Genomic DNA, 15873 nt, shown 5'->3' with positions numbered 1-15873 from the left:
CCGGAGGCCAACTATGCCAGCCTCGGAGATTTCCCCGGCGGTACTGCGGGACTACGCGCTGCTCGCCGACGGACATCGAGGTGCCCTCATCGGCCCGGATGGTGATGTCGGCTGGCTCTGCGCACCCGGCTGGTGCGACCCGCCGCTGTTTTCGGCGCTGCTCGGCGGTCCGGGTCGTTTCCTCGTAACGCCGGCGACGGAACGCTTCGTCTGGGGCGGGCACTACGAGCCGGGGTCGCTGATCTGGCGCAGCAGGTGGGTCACCACCGACGGGATCATCGAGTGCCGGGAGTCTCTCGTCGCACCGGGTCAGGAGCACCGGCTGGTGCTGTTGCGGCAGGTACGGGCGGCGGAGCGACCGGCACGGGTGCGTGTGGTGCTGGACCCGCGCGGCGACTTCGGCCGCCGCCCGGTGCGCGAGGTCAGCCGGCACGCCGACAGGTGGACAGCCCGCGCCGGGCCGCTGTACCTGCGGTTGCACGGTGGTTCGGGCTTGAGCTCCGCCGCCGACGGCTCCCTCACCGGCGAGCTGGTCGTTCCGGCCCGGGGCTCGTACGACCTGATGCTCGAGGTGTCGACGGCGCCGCTGGAACAGCCCGGTGAGGAACCCGGGGAACTGTGGCGGACCACCGAGCAGCACTGGAGCTCGGTGGTGCCGGAGCTGACCGGGCCTGCGCACCGCGACGCCACCCTCGCGTACGCGGTCCTCCGCGGCATGACCCGTCCGGGCGGTGGCATGGTGGCCGCCTGCACCACGGCGCTGCCCGAGCGGGCGCTGGCCGGACGCAACTACGACTACCGGTACGCCTGGATCCGCGACCAGTCCTTCGCCGGGCAGGCGGCTGCGCTGGTCGGCCGGTACGACCTGCTTGACGACGCGGTCGCGTTCCTGACCGCGCGGCTGCTGGCCGACGGGGACGCCTTGGCCCCGGCGTACACCGTGAGCGGCGAACCGGTGCCGCACCAGCAGCGGCTCGACGACCTGCCCGGCTACCCGGGCGCCAAGGTCCGTACCGGCAACTGGGTACGCGAGCAGTTCCAGCTCGACGCCTTCGGCGAGGTTCTACTGGTGCTCGCGGCGGCGCAGCGGCTCGATCGGCTCGACAGTGACGCCTACCGCGCGATGCGACTGGCCGCAGCGGTGATCGAGCGGCGCTGGTCGGAGCCGGACTCCGGCATCTGGGAGTTACCCCCGCGGCAGTGGACGCATTCCAAGCTGACCTGTGTCGCCGGGTTACGCGCCGCCGCGCGTGTCGGCTCTCGGGACCTGGTCGGACGCTGGTCCGCGCTGGCGGACGGAATCCTCGCCGACGCCTCCGCTCACGGCCTCGGTCCGGGAGGCCGCTGGCAGCGCGCCTACGACGACCCGCGCATCGACTCCGCGCTGCTGCTGCCCGGCATCCGAGGCGCCCTGGCGCCGGACGACCCCCGTACCGAATCCACCCGGCGGGCCGTCCTGGCCGAGCTGACGGAGGACGGCTACCTCTACCGCTTCCGACCCGACCGGCGGCCCCTCGGCGACGCGGAGGGTGCCTTCCTGCTCTGCGGGTTCATGGCGGCGCTCGCTGCCTGGCAGGCCGGGGACGCGGTGAGCGCCAACCGCTGGTTCGAGCGCAACCGGGCCGCGTGTGGGCCACCCGGGTTGTACACGGAGGAGTACGACGTCCGGCAGCGGCAGTTGCGCGGCAACCTGCCGCAAAGCTTCGTGCACGCGCTGATGCTGGAGACGGCGGTCACGCTGGGCCAGGTCGACCCCTGCCGGTGACAAACGGGCCGGTCGAGCGGGACCGGTGGCGCCGCGACACCCGGACGCCGGGTTCAGTGCCGACGCCAGGCGGCCAGGCCCGCCGCCGTCCCGGCCAACCCGGCCGCGATGAGGCGACGGTGGCGCGACAGCCATGCCTGCGGGCTGTGCCCGTGGGACCGGCCGGCGAAGCCGCCCCGTGCCCCGTAGTCGCGCCCGCCCGGCCCGTCCAGCGGATGCCACAGGTTGTTCGGCCGATCCGGGTCGGCGGGGCGGCCGGTCTGCTGGGACCGGTAACCCGTGCGGGCCAGGTAGCGGTCGAGCAGCCCCGGCGCGACCCGGTTGCCGAGGATGGTCAGCACCGTCGAGGTGCCCACCCAGTACTCCCGCCGGTAGGGTCGGTCCGCGGCACCGACGATCGCTCGGGCCGCCACCTCCGGCTGGTAGATCGGTGGCACCGGTTCGGCGTGCCGAGGCAGCCGGGACAGCAACCAGTCGAACTGCGGGGTGTTCAGCGCCGGAAGCTGCACCATCGTCACCCGCACCCCGCTGCGTTCGTGCAGCAGTTCGCAGCGCAACGACTCGGTGAATCCCACGATCGCGTGCTTCGCCCCGCAGTAGGCCGTCTGCAGCGGGATACCCCGGTACGCCAGCGCCGAGCCCACCTGCACGATGGTGCCCCGGTCGCGGGGGGTCATGTGGGAGAGGGCGACACGGGTGCCGTGCACGTACCCCAGGTAGGTGACCTCCGTGGCCCGCCGGAACTCTTCCGGGCAGGTTTCCTGGAACGGCGCGAAGACGGAGCTGAACGCGTCGTTGATCCACAGGTCGATCGGCCCCAGTTCCGCCTCGATCCGTCGACCGGCGTCGACCACCTGTTCGTAGTCGGCCACGTCGACCTCGATCGGCAGCGGTCGGCCGCCCGCGCTGCGGACCTCCTCGGCGGCGGCGTCCAACCCGACCCGTCCCCGCGCCAACAGCGCGACGGCGATACCCCGCTGGGCGAGCAGACGTACCGTCGCCCGCCCGACCCCGGCGCTCGCGCCGGTCACCACCGCCACCCGCACGTCACGTCCCTTGGCCATGTCGACTCCCGTCGCCTCGTGCCTCCTGGCCACCGGCCGGGGCCGGCGACCAGCGCTACCGGCCGGGGCCGGCGACCAGCGCCAGCCCCGTCTCCGGATCCACCCGCTTGCTCAGTTCGGGCGCGACCTCGCTGACGATCACCTCGAGCGTCGGCCACACCCGGGCGGACAGCAGGTGCCCGCCGACGGTGCTGCCGTCCTCGCGGCCGAGCACCGCGTGCACGTGCAGCACGGGCTCGTCCTGATGGGCGGCCACATCACCCACCAGGGACAGCACCTCCACCTGCTGCCGCACCGGGATACGGCGGTAGTCGCGCGCCTGCCGGTCGAACCAGCCGACCTCCGCCTCCTGGAAGCCACCGACGGCGGTCACCCGGCCGGCGCGCAGGTCGTACCGGCGCAGCGCCGAACCGATGACGCTCACCGGCTCCTCGCCCGGATCGCACACGACGACCAGTACGCGGCCGGTCGGTTGGTGCAGTTCCTGCGTTCTCATCGGTCCCCTCGATCTCGTGCGACGACGGCCCCCAGCACCGCCCAGGCGGCGGCGACGGCGGCGTCGGTCAGGGCGGCGGGCCGTTGCCGACGGTCGACGGCGGCCAGGGCGAGCGCGGCGACACAGTGAATGGCGTCGACCGCCGCCCCGCCGGCGAACACGCCCCGGGTGGGCCGCCAAAGGGTCACCACTGTCTGGGCGACGTGCCGGGCACCGAGCACCCGCAGCGTCACCACGGCCGTGGTGGTGACGGGATCCACCGGGCGCAGCAGCCAAACGGGCGCGAGCAGCAACAGACCACCCCAGGCCAGCCTGAGCCCGACCTCCACGCCCCCCAGTGGCAGCCGCCCGATCAGGTCAGCCATGTCAGGCCACCCGGTACTGCTGGGCGAGATCCGAGCGGAACTGCACACCGTTGCCCGGCCGGTCCAGCGGTACCCGCGCCGCGCCGCCAATCGCCGGCTCCGTGCCGTCGAAGAGCATCGACTCGATCCGGACGTGGTCGTGAAACCACTCCAGGTGTCGCAGGTTCTCGACGCCGGCGGCGACCGGCAGGTGCTGGTGCGGGGCGCAGTGCCCGGACACCTGGAGCCCGGCCGCGGCGGCGACCGCGGCGGCACGGAGGAACTCACTGATCCCGCCGCAGCGGGTGACGTCGATCTGCAGGCAGTCCACGAACGGCGTCATCCGGTGGAAGTAGGTCAGGTCGAAGCCGTACTCCCCCGCCGCCACGTCCGGCAGGACCTGGTCGCGGACCAGCCCCAAACCGGCGAGGTCGTCGGAGCTGACCGGCTCCTCGTACCAGCGCACGTCCAACTCGGCCGCGGCATGTGCCACCCGGATCGCCTGCTTGCGCTGGTAGGCGCCGTTGGCGTCGACGTACAGCTCGGCGTCGTCGCCGATGGTGCGCCGGGCCGCCGCCATCCGGGCGAGGTCCCGGGGCACCTGCGTGCCGCACGACTCCCCTATTTTGATCTTCACCCGAGGTATGCCCTGCTCGTGGACCCAGCCGGCGAGTTGCCGGTGCTGGCGCTCGTCGTCGTAGGTGGTGAAGCCGCCGCTGCCGTAGACCGGCACCTCCCGGCGGACGGTGCCGAGCATCCGGGCCAGCGGCAGCCCGTGCCGGCGGGCCTTGAGATCCCACAGCGCGCAGTCCGCGGCCGACAGGGCGAGCCCGGCGACGCCCGGCCGGCCGGCGTTGCGCAGCCTGCGGCGCATGCTTGTCCAGGCCGCCGGTACGTCGTCCGGGTCGAGGTCGGCGACCAGCGGAGCGAACAGATCCGCCACCACCGCGACGACGGCCGCTGGCCCGTACGTCCAGCCCAGCCCGGTCTCTCCGTCGGCGTCGGCGCGTACCAGCACCAGGGTGGTGCTGGTCCACGCCAGGGTGCCGTCTCCCTCCGGGGCGTCGGTGGGCACCCGGTACGCCTCGGCGGTGAGCCGGATGCGGCTCACCGCGTCCACCGCCGCAGCAGGGTGCCCAGCCCGGCGAGCGCGGCGACGCCGACCACCCCCGCCGCCGTCCAGCGGGCGAGCACCGACGGCGGGTGGGGCCGGTCACCCCAGTGGCGCTCCGGCCGACGCGGCACGGTGCGGTCGTGCAGGCCCGCGCGCAGCAGCTCGGCCAGGTGGAGGGCCGACCGTCCGCCGGAGGCGCTCTGTTCGACCTGGGTGCGGCAGCTGAACCCGTCGGCGAGAATCACGTCGGTCTCGGCGGCGTCCCGGACGGCGGGCAGCAGCACCCGCTCCGCGCATGCCTCCGACACCTCGAAGTGGCCCTTCTCGAAGCCGAAGTTTCCCGCCAGACCGCAGCAGCCCGAATCCAGGAACTCGGCGTCCACCCCGGCGGCGGACAGCAGCGCCTGGTCGGCGGCGGTGCCGAGAATGGCGTGGTGGTGGCAGTGGGTCTGGATCAGGGCGTGTGCCTCGACCCGCGGCGGCTGCCAGCCCGGGCTGTGGTCGTGCAGCAGCTCCGCGAGGGTGACGGTCTGCTCCCGCAGCCGGGTCACGTCGTCATCGGCCGGGAACAGCTCGTGCGCGTCACTGCGGAACACCGTCGTGCAGCTCGGCTCCAACCCCACGACCCGCGTGCCGGCGCGCAGGTGCGGGCGCAGCACGTCGACGGTGCGACGCAGCACCCGCTTGGCGACGCCGAGTTGCCCGGTGGAGATCCAGGTCAGCCCGCAGCACACCGGCTGTTCCGGCACTCGTACCCGCCAGCCCGCGGTCTCCAGGACCTCCACCGCGGCGCGCGCCACCCCCGGGTGGAAGTAGTTGGTGAACGTGTCCGGCCAGAGCAGCACCTCCCCGCGCGAGCCGTCGCCGCTGGGGGTGCGGTGGGCGAACCAGTGTTGAAACGACTCCGGGGCGAACGCCGGGATGTCACGGCGTTTGTCGATGCCACCGACGGTCTTCGCGAGCCGGTTCAGCCCGGGGGCCTGAGCCAGCGCGTTGACCGTACGTGGCAGCCGGGCGGCGACGGTAGCCACCAGCGGCAGCCAGCCCATCGAGTAGTGGGCGCGGGGGCGCAGGCGGCGGGCGTAGTGGTGGTGCAGGAACTCGGCCTTGTAGGTGGCCATGTCCACGTTCACCGGGCAGTCGGCCTTGCACCCCTTGCAGGCCAGGCAGAGGTCGAGGGCGTCGCGCACCGCCTCCGAGCGCCAGCCGTCGCCGATCGTGCCGCCACGGGCGGTGCCGTCGAGCATCTCGAACAGCAGCCGGGACCGACCTCGGGTGGAGTGTTCCTCCTCTCGGGTGACCATGTACGAGGGGCACATCACTCCCCCCTCCTGGCGGCGGCACTTGCCGACTCCCACGCAGCGCAGCACCGCGTTGCCGAAGCTGGCCCCGTCATCGGGGTAGGCGAAGACCGTGTCGACGGCGCCGTGGTCATAGTCGGCACCGAGCCGTAGGTGACTGTCCAGCCGGTACGGCGGCACCACCTTGCCGGGGTTCATCCGGTCGTCCGGGTCGAAGATCGCCTTGAACTGACCGAACGCCCTGGTCAGCCGATCGCCGTACATCTTGGGCAGCAGTTCGCCTCGCGCCTGCCCGTCGCCGTGTTCCCCGGAGAACGAGCCGCCGTAGGAGACCACCAGATCGGCGGCGCGTTCGATGAAGGACCGGAAATCCCTGATCCCGTCGGCCGTACGCAGCTGGAACGGAATGCGGGTGTGCACGCACCCCTGCCCGAAGTGTCCATACAGGGACGCCTGCTCGTAGCCGTACTCCCGGTAGAGGCGCTGCAGGTCACGCAGGTAGTCGCCGAGCCGCCGCGGATCGACCGCGGAGTCCTCCCAGCCGGGCCAGGTGTTGTCCGCGTCCGGCACGTGCGCGGTGGCGCCGAGCGCGGACTCCCGGACTCCCCACATCCGTTTCTCGTCGGCGGGGTCGGCGAACTCGTGCACCCGCGGCCCGCCGTCCCGACGGACCGCGGCGATGAGACGCTCGGCCGCCTCCCGCGCCTGCTGCGGCGTCTCGCCGCCGAGCTGGACCATCAGCCAGGCGCCGCCGGGAGGTAGCTCCTGCAGGGCGTGCGGGTGCAGGCGCTTGCGCCGCTCGAAGCTGACCAGCTTGTCGTCGATGCCTTCGAGCGCGATCGGCTGATGCTCCAGGATCCGCGGTACGTCGTCTCCGGCGGAGGCGATGTCCGGGTAGCTGAGGAACACCATCGTCTGCGCCTTGACGATCGGCACCAGCTTCAGTCGCGCCCGCAGGATGGTGACCAGTGTCCCTTCGGAGCCGACCAGGGCCTGGGCGACGTGGAAGGTCTTCTCCGGCAGCAGGCTGTCCAGGTTGTAGCCGGAGACCCGACGCGGAATGTCCGGATAGCGGGTGCGGATGTCGGCCAGGTACTCGTCGCGCAGCGCCCGCAACTGCCGGTAGATGTGCGCCTTGCGGCCACCGTCGCGCTGGATCCGGTCGTACTCGTCGTCGGTGGTCTCCCCCACCCACATGCGGGTGCCGTCGTAGAGCAGCACCTCCAGCTCCACGATGTTGTCGACCACCTTGCCGGTGCGCTGGGCGGTGGCACCGCAGGAGTTGTTGCCGAGCATGCCGCCCAGCGTGCAGTGGTCGTGGGTGGCCGGACGCGGTCCGTACTCCAGCCCGGTCGGCTTGAGCTCGGCGTTGAGTTCGTCGAGCACGATGCCCGGCTCGACCAGGCAGGTCCGCGTCTGTTCGTCGACCTCGATCAGCCGGTGGCAGTACTTGGACCAGTCCAGCACCACGGCCGTGTTGGTGCACTCACCGGCGAGGCTGGTGCCACCGCCGCGCGAGGTCAGCGGCGCCTGGTGGCGGCGGCACACCGCGACGGCGGCGACCGCCGCCTCCACGGTGCGGGGCACCACTACCCCGAGCGGCACCTGCCGGTAGTTGGAGGCGTCGGTGGAGTACGCGGCGCGCGACCCGGCGTCGAAGCGGACCTCCCCGTCGACCGCGTGGCGCAGGTCGGCGGCGAGGGCGTCCAGGTCGATGTCGTGAGCGGGTTCGGGCGGACGCAGGGCCGGTTCCGGCAGCAGAACCTCGCTCATGAACGCAGCTCGTTGAACTTGTCACGGGCGACGGTGGCGAGGGTGGCGACCTTGTGCGGTTGGCCGCGCAGGAACGCCTCGGTGAAGTGTTTGGCCTGGTCGTATTTGATCTTGCCGGGCATCGGCGGTTCATTGGGATTGACGTCGCAGTCGACCAGCGCCGGCCCGGGGTGCGCGAGCGCTTCCCGGATCGCGCCCGGCAGGGCCTTCACGTCGGTCACCTTGACCCCGAACGCGCCGCAGCCGCGCGCCCACGTCGAGAAGTCCGCCTCCGGCTGACGGTGCCGCACCGCGTACTCGGGGTAACCGAGGATGATCTGCTCCCACAGGATCTGCCCGTACGAATTGTTGTTGTTGATCACCACCTTGATCGGCAACTCGTGCCGGACCGCGGTGAGGAACTCGGCCATCAACATGGCGAATCCGCCGTCACCGACGAACGCGATCACCTGCCGGCCCGGGTAGGCGTGCTGCATGGCGATCGCGTAGGGCAGGCCGGGCGCCATCGTGGCCAGGTTGCCCGACAGGTAGAACTCCCGGTCGCCGCGGATGGTCCAGTGCCGCGCCGACCAGGTGGCGATCGTGCCGGAGTCACAGGTCAGGATGGCGTCGTCGGCGGCGGCCTCGTCGATGCAGCCCATCAGGTACTGCGGCGCGATCGGCGACCGCTGCGGGTCCACCAGGCTGGTCATCTCCGCGCGCCATTCGTCCATCTTGCGCTGGTACTTCTTCAGGAACGAGCGGTCCGGGCCGTGGTCGAGCATCGGCAGCAGGTCCCGCAGCGCCAGCCGGGCGTCCGCGCAGACCGGGGCCTCGACCGGCAGCCGCATCCCGATCAGGCTCGGGTCGACGTCGATCTGCACCACCTTCGCCTGCCCCGGACCGGGCAGGTACTTCGCGTAGGGGAAGGAGGTGCCCACCATCAGCAGCGTGTCGCACTCCTCCATCAGCTCCTCGCTCGGCGCGGTGCCGAGCAGACCGAGCCCACCCGTGGTCAGCGGGTGGTCGTCGGGCACCACCAGCTTGCCCGGCAGCGTCTTGACGATGGGGCTCGCGAGGGCCTCGGCCACCGCGAGGACCTCCGCGCGGGCGGCCCGCGCACCGACACCCACCAGCATGGCGACCTTCCGGCCGGCCTTGAGCACCTCGGCCGCCTTCGCCAGCTCCCGCGGGTCCGCCGGTAGCTGCGGGTACGACACCACCGCCGCGCTCATCGGCGGCTTGCCCGGGCTGACGTGCCGGTACGGGTCCTCGTCGGCCGCCGCGACCTGGACGTCGTTGGGGAACGTCAGGTGCGCCACCGTCCGCTTGCTCAACGCGTTGCGGATCGCCAGGTCCACCACCGCCGGCATCTGCTGCGGGTTGGTGACCATCAGGTTGTACGACGCCACGTCCTGGTAGAGCTGGGTGGTGTGCACCTCCTGCTGGTAGTGCGAGCCCAGCACCGAGGTCTCCTGCATGCCGGTGAGCGCCAACACCGGCACGTGATCGAGCTTCGCGTCGTAGAGCCCGTTGAGCAGGTGAATCGCTCCGGGGCCGGAGGTAGCGCAGCAGACCCCCAGCCGGCCGGTGGCCTTGGCGTAGCCGGTGGCCATGAACGCCGCCGCCTCCTCGTGGTGCACCAGCACGAACCGCAGCTTCTCCCGCTGCCGGCGGAAGCCCTCCATCAGGCCGTTGATGCCGTCGCCGGGCAGGCCGAACACGGTGTCGACCCCCCACTCCACCAGGCGTCGGGCCAGGCTCTCGCCCACGATCTCCTGCACGTCGTCCTCCTCGTTCCGGGGGTTCATCCCGTCCTCGGCCCGTTCCCGCCGCCGGACGGCAGCCGTCCTCGACCTCGGTCACGGCAATGCGCACGGTGTTAGATCCACTCGCGTACCCCGCCGCCCCGGAGATCCGCCGCCTGCTCGGCCGTTGAGCAGCGTCAGGACCGGCGCCGGGACCGGGCCACCAGGTAACCGAGGAGCAGTCCGCCAGCGAGCAGGGCCACCGCGCGCGGCGTGATCGCCGAACGCAGTTTCCCGAGGCCCGCCTTCGGGTCCACCACGCTGCCGGCGACGTCACCCGCCGTTCCCACCACCACGTCACCGAGCTTGCCGAGATTCACCCGACCCACCACCTTTCCGAGGCCGCCGGCTACCCGGCGGGCCGCCCACGAAACACTCACTCGTCCCGACCGGTAAATACCCGCTCCGCGGCGGGCTGTTCACCGCCGACCACCAGCACCTCGTCGCCGGCCCGCAGCACCGTCGCGCGCCCGAGCCGGACCTGCTCGCCGTCGCGGCTGACCGGGCTCACCCACACGCCCTCGTCCCGGCTCAGCTCGAACAGCGGCCGGCCGTCGGCCGGGGCGCCGGACGCGACCGTGTAGTGCCGCAGCCCGACCGGCTCGCCCTGCACCCGGATGCCCACGGCCCACGGTTGCAGCGGCGTGGTCCGCATCGGCACCCGGCACCAGCGGGACCAGCCCGCCCTGCACCACGATCGAGAACGCGACCACGGCGAGAACGATGTCGAACAGTCGCAGGTCCTGCTCCAGGTCGGCGGTGAGGATGAAGGTGCCCAGCAGGATCGGCACCGCGCCCTTGAGGCCGGACCAGACCACGAAGATCCGCTCACCCCAGCGCAGGCGGACCGCGGTGAGCAGCCCGCCGACCACGATCGGCCGGTTCACGAATGTAAGCAGCACGGCCAGTGCCAGGCCGGTGAGCCAGGCGCGCTCGGTCACCATGCTGCGCAAGGACACGATCAGGCCGATCAGGCCCGAGCAGGCCGGGATCTCGCCGAGGCTGGCCAGGGCGCCGTGGAAGCGTTGGATCTCCCGCTTGAAGGGCGCGCGGGCGTCGCCGACGACGATGCCGGCAAGGAACGCCGCGAGGAACCCGGAGCCGCGGGCCAGGGTCGCCACGCCGTAGATCGACACGGCGGCGAACAGCACCTGGAGCGGGTAGAGACTCTCGTCCGGCAGTGATACGCGGCGCATCAGTTGCAGGATGAGCGGACCTGACCGACGGGACCCTGCTCGTGCTGTCGGAACGTCCATCCGAACTGGCTACGCCGCAATCGGTGAGCGTACGGGGCACGGTGACGTCGTTTTCCCACCGCGCCCTCGCATACCGCTATCGCCTTGGATCTGCAGGACCGTACCGGGCTTTCGAAGGAGGGCGAGCCCTCGTGGCGCAGGAGGTGACAGTGTGGGACTGAGCACCTCGTCGTGGTGAAGCTGCCGCGTGGGGCTGAGATCAACGAGGGTTGATCAGTGGGGTGTAGTCGGCGCGGACGAGGGGCTGGTCGGACAGCGAGCCGTCGGCGCGGGGTACGGCCAGTGGCTTGCCGTTGCGCAGGAATGTCACGGAGGTGACGTCGTCGCGGCTGGTGAGGGTGCAGACGATCTGCCCGAAGGCGAGGACCTCGTCGCTGCGGCCGGCATCGTCGCCGGGTTCGTCGACCGCGACCTGGGCCTGCGTGCCAGTCACTGTCACACCGGCGGCGTTGACTGCCCCCGGCAGCGCGCTGGTGAGGTCCTTGGCGCGTTCCGCGGCGGTGGGTCCGCCGAGCAGATCCCGCAGCTGGTCTCCGATCGTGGCTGGGCGGTCGGCGCGTCGGGGCACCGGGATGATCCGATTGCCGCGGACCATGCAGAGCGTTTCGCTGGCGGGGCCGGCCGGCGCGGTGGCATCGGCGGGGGTCGACCTCTGAAACGGGCCCGGCGGGGGTTGCACGGTACGGGGCGCGTCATCGGCCGGGATGCCACAACCGGTCAGCAGCGCGACGAACGCCACCGCGACGAGACGACGATGGTTCATGTCAGGCAGTCCATCAGGGTGATGCGGAAGCGGGCGCCGCCGCCGGGGCGGTCGGTGACGGTGATGTGGCCACCGTGCGCGGCGGCGTGCTGCGCGATCAACGCAAGGCCGAGACCGGTGCCGTCACCGGCACCACGGGTGTGGGCGGCTCGACCACGAACGAAGCGTTCAAAGATCACCTCGCGGTCCTCGACAGGCACCCCCGGGCCTCCGTCGTCGACCTCGATCACGCCAGCGCTGCCGTCGTGACTGAGCACGACTGACGTCGGGCCGCCGCCGTAGGTCACGGCGTTGTCGAGCAGATTCGCCAGCACCTGCGCGAGGCGTCGCCGATCGACCCGCCAGGTCGCGGGCGTGGCCGAGGCGAGGTGAACGATCGAGCCCGGCAGGTCGAGGGTGTGGCAGGCGTCGCGGGCCAGCGCCGCCACGTCCACCGAAGTGCGGTCGGCAGGCTGGTCGCTGCGCGCCAGGTCGATCAGGTCGTTGACCAGCCGCTGGAAACGGTCGATCTCGTCGGCGACGAGCCCGGCCGCGAGAGCGGTTCGCTCGTCCTGGTGTTGTCGGCGGCGGGCCAGGACGCTTGCCGCCGCGGCCAGGGTCTGCAATGGCGAGCGCAGCTCGTGGCTCACGTCGGCGGCGAAGCGGCGATCGCGTTCGATGCGGTGGGCGAGCCGGTCGACCATCTGGTTGAACGAGGACGACAACCGGGTCAGGTCGGGGTCCGTAGCCGGGTCGAGGCGGGCGGTGAAGTCACCGGCGGCGATCTTCTCAGCAGCGTCGGCGACCGCCGTCAACGGCCGCAGGCCGTGCCGGGTGGCGTACCACCCGAGGGCGGCGCCGGACCCGGCCACCATGATCGCAACGGTGGTCAACGCGAGGGCCAGCACTCGGAACGTCTGCTCCAACTCGAGCAGTGAGTTGACCTCGAAGTACGTCGCCGTCGCGGACAGGGGCACCCCGACCACCAGGGCGGTCTGGCCGTTGACGCGGACACGCTGCACCGCCGGCTTACCAGCGGCGACGACCTGTCGCAGGTCGGCCGGGATGGCGGTGGTGGTGCCCGGGTCGGCGGTGCGGGCGTACCACTCGCCGTCGAGGTGCAGCACAGGCCGCCGGCTGCCGCCGGTGTCCAGCGACCGGAGCACCTCCACCACGTCGGGTGTGTCGGTGTCCAGGCCGGCGCGGACGACGGTGGCGTCGAAGTAGGCGGCGCGTAGGGCGGTGCGTTCCCGCTCGTCGATCAGGGATCGGCGGGTCAACTCGTAGGAGACGAGAGCCATCGACGCCGCGAGCAGGAGCGCGCCGACGGCGAACGCCGCCGTGACCCGGGTGCGCAGGCCGAGACGTCTCATCGCTGCAGCTTGTAGCCCAGACCCCGCAGGGTCACCAGGTGCTTCGGGTTCGCCGGATCCGGCTCGATCTTCTGCCGCAGCCGGCCGACATGCACGTCGACGAGCCGTTCATCACCGTTGTCGTACCCCCAGACACGGCTGAGCAACTGCTGGCGGGACAGCACCCGGCCGGCGTGCTCGGCCAGCTCGCAGAGCAGCCGGAACTCGGTGCGGGTGACCGGTACGGGCTGGCCCGCGCAGCGGACCTCGCCCGCGTCGGGGCTGATCTCCAGTTCACCGAAGGCGAGCACGGGCACCGGCTCCGGCACCTGCCCCGAGACGGTGCTCCGGGCACGGCGGCGCAGGGCGCGCAGTCGGGCGGTCAGCTCCTTGATCGCCACCGGCTTGACGACGTAGTCGTCGGCGCCGGCCTCCAGGGCGGCCACGATGTCGTGGGTGTCGTCGCGGGCGCTGACCACCACGATCGGCACGTCGTCATCCCGGCGGATCTGCCGGATGCACTCGAAGCCGTCCAGGCCGGGCAGCATCAGGTCGACCAGCACGTAGTCGGCCGGGGCACGGCGTTGGGCGCGCAGGCCCTCTTCGGCGGTGGCCGCACCGACGGCCTCGTAGCCCTCGTCCTCGAGGGCGAGCAGCAGCGCCAGGCGGATGCGGTCGTCGTCCTCGATCACCAGTACGGCCGTCATACCCGGCATCATCCCCAGACCAGGGGCCCGCCAGCCAACCCTGACGACCGGCCGACGGATTTGTCACGTAACTGTCATATATCCGCGCGGTGACCGCCAAGTGGGCACGGCACGGTCGTAGGCGACTGGGTCCGTGAATGGGAGGGGCACGCCTGTGACAGGGCCACTGGCGCCTACGCCGTGCACGCTACCGCTGGTCGAGGTAGGCGTCACCGAACTCGACCGGAACTGCCTGCCGGCGGCCGGAGCCGTATTCGACCAACTGCTGGCCCTGCATCCCCAGCGGGTCATCATCGACCTGTCGAGGTGCCGGCACATTGACGCCGCCGCGATCGGCCTGCTGCTCGAGGTGCACCGGCGGTTGGCGCGTGCCGACGGTGTCCTCACCATCCGTGACCCGAATCCCCGTATCGCGCGCATCCTGCACAACGCCCGTCTCGACCGGGTCCTGCAGATCGTCACCAGCTCCCCGTCGTGCGCGCCCGTCCCACCGACCGAGGGGCATCAGCCTGATTCGGCACAGCCGGCGCTGGTCGCTCATGGCCGAGCGTCGGTGCAAGGCCCGCGCTGACGAGCCCGGTAGTCAGATCGGCGTGGGCACGCTTCTCGCCTCCGCCATTGACGACAGACGGCGTCGTTTGCGCCTGACTCCTTACGCGCGGGCTTCCAGAGCATCAGTCCAACCCCCCGGAAGGACACCAGAATGACCGTCGTCCCGGACGACCACCTGATGACACTGATCTGCGACACCTGCGGCGATTCCGTCCGGGCCAGCGCGTGCGTGCTCCCCGACGCCGAGGTCGTCTGGACCTTGGTATCCGAGCAGGGCTGGAGCGGCTCCCCCTTCGCCACCGGTCCGCACCGCTGCCCGCACTGCAGCCTGCTGCCAACTGCCAGCGGCGGCACCGCGCAGTGCGACAACCACGGTCCGGGAGGCATCCTCGGCATCGACCACCTTGACGACGTGACCGTCGTCGTCGCCACTGGCGACATCTCCCTCGACACCGGTGACACCCTGCGCGCCGCCCTGCGCCACGCGGCCGACATGGGGGGACACGTCGTGGTCGACCTCACCCAGGTGCACGTCATCGACTCCACCGGTCTCGGGCTCCTCGTCCGCGCCCACTGTGATGCCCGCGACCGTGGCGTCACGCTGTGTCTGGCCGCGCCGTCGCGGTTCATCCGCACGGTCCTGCACACCATGCGCCTGGAGGCGGCGTTCCCGATCTTCGACAGCCGTGACGATGCCCTCGATCAGCTGTCTGGCGGGGCGCTGTCGGGTTCTCTGGCCTCCCCGGCCGCGACAACCGCTCGCTCCTGATCGCAGCCCTCAACGGTGAGCTAGCCGATGAGACCAATATTGGCTCGACACGGGCATGGAATACCAACTGCGGATTCCGCACCGCTCAACCACAGGGAGTCCCGTTTAATTGCACTGCCCGTTACCAGGCGAGAACTGGTTTGCCGACGACTCGGACCAGCCCCAACCGGACCGCGAGGATCTGCGGATCGAGGCGCTGGTCGCCCAACGCCTGAGCGGCGACTGGACCACCCGGCAGCAGCAGATCATGGGCCCTCTTGTAGAGACACCGCAAGGCGAAAACCCATTAAAGCCCTGACCAGCATTCTTACACGCTCGGCGCCGACTGGACCGCCCACCACTCCTGGTCCCTTTCACTAGCCGTCGTCACGACCTGGCGCCGCCGCGAGGAGCTCACCACGTCGGTGCATGGACATCATCGCCGGTCTGCAGGCCATTGCCGCGCAGAAGGTCGATGAGGACTGCTGCCTGACTGTGTTCGATGTCCTTGCTGGCAGTCAGGCAGCGTGATCGGAGTGGTGCTGGCCAGCTTCCGGAGCCGCTCGATCGTCACTTGCGACTGAACGTCTTGCAGTTCGATCAGGTAGCGGCGCCGGAACTCGACGAATCGCTCGGGTTGGTGGCCGTACCAGCGGCGCAGCGGGGTGGACGGCGCGATGTGCTTGATCCACTCGTCCAGGTAGACCGCTTCCTTGGTCAAGCCACGCGGCCACACCCGATCGACCAGCACCCGAACGCCGTCATCGGGCGAGAGACCGTCGTAGACCCGTCGAATGGTCACCGCCTTCATCGGTCCTCCTTGATGTGGATGCGCTGATCGCTCGCGACTACCACGGCGACCACCGTGTCAG

15 protein-coding genes and 1 pseudogene are annotated in these 15873 nt (G+C 71.2%); 3 read left to right on the top strand and 13 right to left on the bottom strand.

The features are described from left to right. Positions 1–13 precede the first annotated feature (13 nt). On the top strand, positions 14–1765 hold the full coding sequence (locus OG505_RS05220; protein WP_405431380.1) for a glycoside hydrolase family 15 protein: 1752 nt from the start codon (positions 14–16) through the stop codon (positions 1763–1765). Positions 1766–1818: 53 nt separating this feature from the next. Here OG505_RS05220 and OG505_RS05215 read toward each other — a convergent pair whose 3' ends face one another. From OG505_RS05215 to OG505_RS05160, 12 genes and pseudogenes are all read right to left on the bottom strand, one after another. After that, positions 1819–2829, bottom strand: coding sequence for an SDR family oxidoreductase (locus tag OG505_RS05215; RefSeq protein ID WP_405431379.1), 1011 nt, complete (start codon positions 2827–2829; stop codon positions 1819–1821). Between the two features lie 55 nt (positions 2830–2884). Further along, positions 2885–3325, bottom strand: a complete 441-nt coding sequence (locus OG505_RS05210; RefSeq protein ID WP_405431377.1) for a PPC domain-containing DNA-binding protein — start codon at positions 3323–3325, stop codon at positions 2885–2887. Continuing rightward, positions 3322–3690 (bottom strand): hypothetical protein, encoded by a 369-nt coding sequence (locus OG505_RS05205; protein WP_405431376.1) that lies wholly within the window; start codon positions 3688–3690, stop codon positions 3322–3324. Before OG505_RS05205 ends, OG505_RS05210 begins: the two co-directional genes overlap by 4 nt. A gap of 1 nt (position 3691) precedes the next feature. After that, the gene (locus tag OG505_RS05200; protein ID WP_405431374.1) at positions 3692–4780 is read right to left on the bottom strand and encodes an enolase C-terminal domain-like protein; all 1089 of its coding nucleotides are present in this window, start codon (positions 4778–4780) and stop codon (positions 3692–3694) included. Beyond that, on the bottom strand, positions 4777–7857 hold the full coding sequence (locus OG505_RS05195; RefSeq protein ID WP_405431372.1) for an FAD-binding and (Fe-S)-binding domain-containing protein: 3081 nt from the start codon (positions 7855–7857) through the stop codon (positions 4777–4779). Before OG505_RS05195 ends, OG505_RS05200 begins: the two co-directional genes overlap by 4 nt. Further along, positions 7854–9647 carry a thiamine pyrophosphate-dependent enzyme gene (locus OG505_RS05190; RefSeq protein ID WP_405431370.1) on the bottom strand — a complete coding sequence of 598 codons (1794 nt, stop codon included), beginning with the start codon at positions 9645–9647 and terminating at the stop codon, positions 7854–7856. The genes OG505_RS05195 and OG505_RS05190 overlap by 4 nt, the downstream gene beginning before the upstream one ends. Positions 9648–9781: 134 nt before the next feature. Further along, positions 9782–9964 carry a hypothetical protein gene (locus OG505_RS05185; protein WP_405431369.1) on the bottom strand — a complete coding sequence of 61 codons (183 nt, stop codon included), beginning with the start codon at positions 9962–9964 and terminating at the stop codon, positions 9782–9784. A gap of 56 nt (positions 9965–10020) precedes the next feature. Beyond that, entirely contained in the window at positions 10021–10299 is a 279-nt protein-coding gene (locus tag OG505_RS05180) for a TrkA C-terminal domain-containing protein (RefSeq protein ID WP_405431367.1), read from the bottom strand. A 28-nt stretch (positions 10300–10327) separates the two neighbouring features. Next, positions 10328–10900, bottom strand: a pseudogene (locus OG505_RS05175) (cation:proton antiporter); the annotation flags it as partial. Between the two features lie 199 nt (positions 10901–11099). Continuing rightward, positions 11100–11663, bottom strand: coding sequence for a GerMN domain-containing protein (locus OG505_RS05170; protein ID WP_405431365.1), 564 nt, complete (start codon positions 11661–11663; stop codon positions 11100–11102). Then, entirely contained in the window at positions 11660–13015 is a 1356-nt protein-coding gene (locus OG505_RS05165) for a sensor histidine kinase (RefSeq protein ID WP_405431363.1), read from the bottom strand. The genes OG505_RS05170 and OG505_RS05165 overlap by 4 nt, the downstream gene beginning before the upstream one ends. Next, on the bottom strand, positions 13012–13701 hold the full coding sequence (locus tag OG505_RS05160; RefSeq protein ID WP_405431362.1) for a response regulator transcription factor: 690 nt from the start codon (positions 13699–13701) through the stop codon (positions 13012–13014). Before OG505_RS05160 ends, OG505_RS05165 begins: the two co-directional genes overlap by 4 nt. A 133-nt stretch (positions 13702–13834) precedes the next feature. On the opposite strand from OG505_RS05160, the gene OG505_RS05155 reads away from it, so the two are divergent. Both OG505_RS05155 and OG505_RS05150 read left to right on the top strand, forming a co-directional pair. Then, entirely contained in the window at positions 13835–14272 is a 438-nt protein-coding gene (locus tag OG505_RS05155; protein ID WP_405431360.1) for an STAS domain-containing protein, read from the top strand. Between the two features lie 132 nt (positions 14273–14404). Next, positions 14405–15022, top strand: coding sequence for an STAS domain-containing protein (locus OG505_RS05150; RefSeq protein ID WP_405431358.1), 618 nt, complete (start codon positions 14405–14407; stop codon positions 15020–15022). A 415-nt stretch (positions 15023–15437) separates the two neighbouring features. On the opposite strand, the gene OG505_RS05145 is transcribed toward OG505_RS05150, so the two are convergent. After that, entirely contained in the window at positions 15438–15812 is a 375-nt protein-coding gene (locus OG505_RS05145; protein WP_405431356.1) for a DUF488 domain-containing protein, read from the bottom strand. Positions 15813–15873: the final 61 nt, after the last annotated feature.

This window comes from Micromonospora sp. NBC_00617 (assembly GCF_045161355.1).
Lineage (GTDB): Bacteria > Actinomycetota > Actinomycetes > Mycobacteriales > Micromonosporaceae > Micromonospora.
The sequence above is the reverse complement of the archived record's forward strand: the minus strand, read 5'-3'. Positions and strand labels throughout refer to the sequence as shown.

Coding starts and splice junctions, on each gene's coding strand:
- OG505_RS05220 (WP_405431380.1), top strand. CDS start 14: ATGCCAGCCTCGGAGATTTCCCCGGCGGTACTGCGGGACTACGCGCTG.
- OG505_RS05215 (WP_405431379.1), bottom strand. CDS start 2,829: ATGGCCAAGGGACGTGACGTGCGGGTGGCGGTGGTGACCGGCGCGAGC.
- OG505_RS05210 (WP_405431377.1), bottom strand. CDS start 3,325: ATGAGAACGCAGGAACTGCACCAACCGACCGGCCGCGTACTGGTCGTC.
- OG505_RS05205 (WP_405431376.1), bottom strand. CDS start 3,690: ATGGCTGACCTGATCGGGCGGCTGCCACTGGGGGGCGTGGAGGTCGGG.
- OG505_RS05195 (WP_405431372.1), bottom strand. CDS start 7,857: ATGAGCGAGGTTCTGCTGCCGGAACCGGCCCTGCGTCCGCCCGAACCC.
- OG505_RS05190 (WP_405431370.1), bottom strand. CDS start 9,647: ATGAACCCCCGGAACGAGGAGGACGACGTGCAGGAGATCGTGGGCGAG.
- OG505_RS05180 (WP_405431367.1), bottom strand. CDS start 10,299: ATGCGGACCACGCCGCTGCAACCGTGGGCCGTGGGCATCCGGGTGCAG.
- OG505_RS05170 (WP_405431365.1), bottom strand. CDS start 11,663: ATGAACCATCGTCGTCTCGTCGCGGTGGCGTTCGTCGCGCTGCTGACC.
- OG505_RS05165 (WP_405431363.1), bottom strand. CDS start 13,015: ATGAGACGTCTCGGCCTGCGCACCCGGGTCACGGCGGCGTTCGCCGTC.
- OG505_RS05160 (WP_405431362.1), bottom strand. CDS start 13,701: ATGACGGCCGTACTGGTGATCGAGGACGACGACCGCATCCGCCTGGCG.
- OG505_RS05150 (WP_405431358.1), top strand. CDS start 14,405: ATGACCGTCGTCCCGGACGACCACCTGATGACACTGATCTGCGACACC.
- OG505_RS05145 (WP_405431356.1), bottom strand. CDS start 15,812: ATGAAGGCGGTGACCATTCGACGGGTCTACGACGGTCTCTCGCCCGAT.